Here is a 2124-nt window from a genome sequence, read left to right as displayed (position 1 = left end):
GATCACGAAAAACCCGTTGTCAGTTCCAAATGAAGATTGTGTGGTAAATTGATTGGGTACTAAGCAATCAAGCGGTTTTGGCGAACCGTTACTACAACAATATTCATCAGAACATCGAACGGGGAATTCTTATGATATCACCAGATGCTAAGATCAAGATACAAAATTTTGGTCGCTTTCTGTCTAACATGGTAATGCCTAATATCGGCGCTTTCATCGCCTGGGGCTTTATTACCGCACTCTTTATTCCAACTGGCTGGCTGCCAAACGAAACGCTGGCGTCTATGGTTGGTCCAATGATCACTTATCTGCTGCCACTACTGATCGGTTACACCGGTGGTAAATTGGTCGGCGGTGATCGTGGTGCTGTGGTCGGTGCGATCACAACCATGGGTGTGATCGTCGGTACCGACATTCCAATGTTCATGGGCGCCATGATGGTAGGACCATTAGGCGGCTGGGCAATCAAGACCTTTGACAAAAAGATCGACGGAAAAGTGAAAAGCGGCTTCGAAATGCTGGTCAATAACTTCTCCGCCGGTATCATCGGCATGGCGTTGGCTATTCTGGCGTTCTTCTTCATCGGTCCGTTTGTGAAGATCCTGTCCGGCACGTTGGCGGCTGGCGTAAACTTCCTGGTAAACGCTCACCTTCTGCCACTGACTTCTATCTTTGTTGAACCAGCGAAAATTCTGTTCCTGAACAACGCGATCAACCACGGTATTTTCTCACCTCTGGGCATCCAGCAAGCATCTGAAGCTGGTCAGTCCATCTTCTTCCTGATCGAAGCAAACCCAGGGCCGGGTCTGGGTATCCTGCTGGCGTATATCGTCTTTGGTAAAGGCACAGCCAAACAGACTGCAGGTGGGGCGTCCATCATCCACTTCTTCGGTGGTATCCACGAAATCTACTTCCCCTACATTCTGATGAACCCGCGTCTGATCCTGGCCGCAATTGCAGGCGGTATGACAGGTGTCTTTGTCCTGACGGTATTTAACGCGGGTATTGTGTCTCCAGCTTCACCGGGTTCAATTTTCGCAGTACTGCTGATGACACCAAAAGCTTCTATGGTGGGCGTACTGAGCTCTATCTTCTCAGCGGCGGCCGTCTCTTTCGCAGTGGCTTCAGTTCTGATGAAAGCGCAACGTACCTCTGAAGAAGATGGCGATGAAGTCGCGCTGGAGAAGGCGACTTCACAAATGCAAGACATGAAAGCCACGTCAAAAGGCGCGGTAGCCAATCAGCAAAGCAAAGGCGATGTCGATATGGCGAGTGTGAAAAGCATCATTGTTGCGTGTGACGCTGGTATGGGTTCCAGCGCTATGGGCGCAGGCATGCTGCGCAAGAAAGTCCAGGATGCCGGATTAGACATCCACGTGACTAATTTAGCCATCAACAGCTTGCCAGAGGACGCAGACATCGTGATTACACACAAAGACTTAACGGATCGTGCCCGTAAGCACGCACCTGACGCTCACCACATTTCCCTGACGAACTTCCTGGACAGCGAAATGTACAATCAGCTAGTGGTTAAATTGATGGCCGCACAAAACCAACCGGCTGCGAATGATGCCAATATGGTCAAACTGACCGTGCTGGCCGCGAACGACGATAGCTTTGAAGACCAGCAGCCATCGGTATTCCGTATTGAGCGAGAAAACATTCATCTGGGCCTCAAAGCCAGCAATAAAGACGAAGCCATTCGCTATGCGGGTAACAAGCTGGTTGAGATGGGTTACGCGGAGCCAGAATACGTCGACGCCATGTTCGAACGCGAAAAACTGGTCCCCACCTATCTGGGTGAATCCATTGCTGTACCTCACGGTACTGTAGAGGCCAAAGACCGAGTCATCAAAACAGGCATTGTTATCTGCCAGTACCCTGGCGGCGTACAGTTTGGCGAAGACGCGGATGACATTGCCAAGCTGGTTATCGGTATCGCGGCGAAAAACGATGAACATATTCAGGTCATTACCACCATTACTAACGCACTTGATGAGCCGGAGGCCATCGACATGCTGACCAGTACCGACAAGGTTGAGGACATTCTCAACATTCTGTCCGGTCACCAGGCAGCCTAACCTGTTTTGCTCCTGAGCAAAAACCGAGGTCTCGTCACGCCCC

At 50.7% G+C, this 2124-nt stretch carries 1 protein-coding gene; it reads left to right on the top strand.

The genetic code is table 11. The features are described 5' to 3' along the window. Positions 1–131: 131 nt before the first annotated feature. Positions 132–2081 (top strand): PTS mannitol transporter subunit IICBA, encoded by a 1950-nt coding sequence (locus tag CAG65_RS03820; protein ID WP_040902860.1) that lies wholly within the window; start codon positions 132–134, stop codon positions 2079–2081. The last annotated feature ends 43 nt before the right edge of the window (positions 2082–2124 follow it).

The organism is Vibrio sp. V39_P1S14PM300 (genome assembly GCF_009904765.1).
GTDB classification, from domain to species: domain Bacteria; phylum Pseudomonadota; class Gammaproteobacteria; order Enterobacterales; family Vibrionaceae; genus Vibrio; species Vibrio proteolyticus.
Note: the sequence above shows the minus strand (reverse complement) of the source record. Positions and strands in the feature narration are given on the sequence as shown.

Excerpts from the sequence above, each read along its gene's own strand:
- CAG65_RS03820 (WP_040902860.1), top strand. The coding sequence starts at position 132 with ATGATATCACCAGATGCTAAGATCAAGATACAAAATTTTGGTCGCTTT.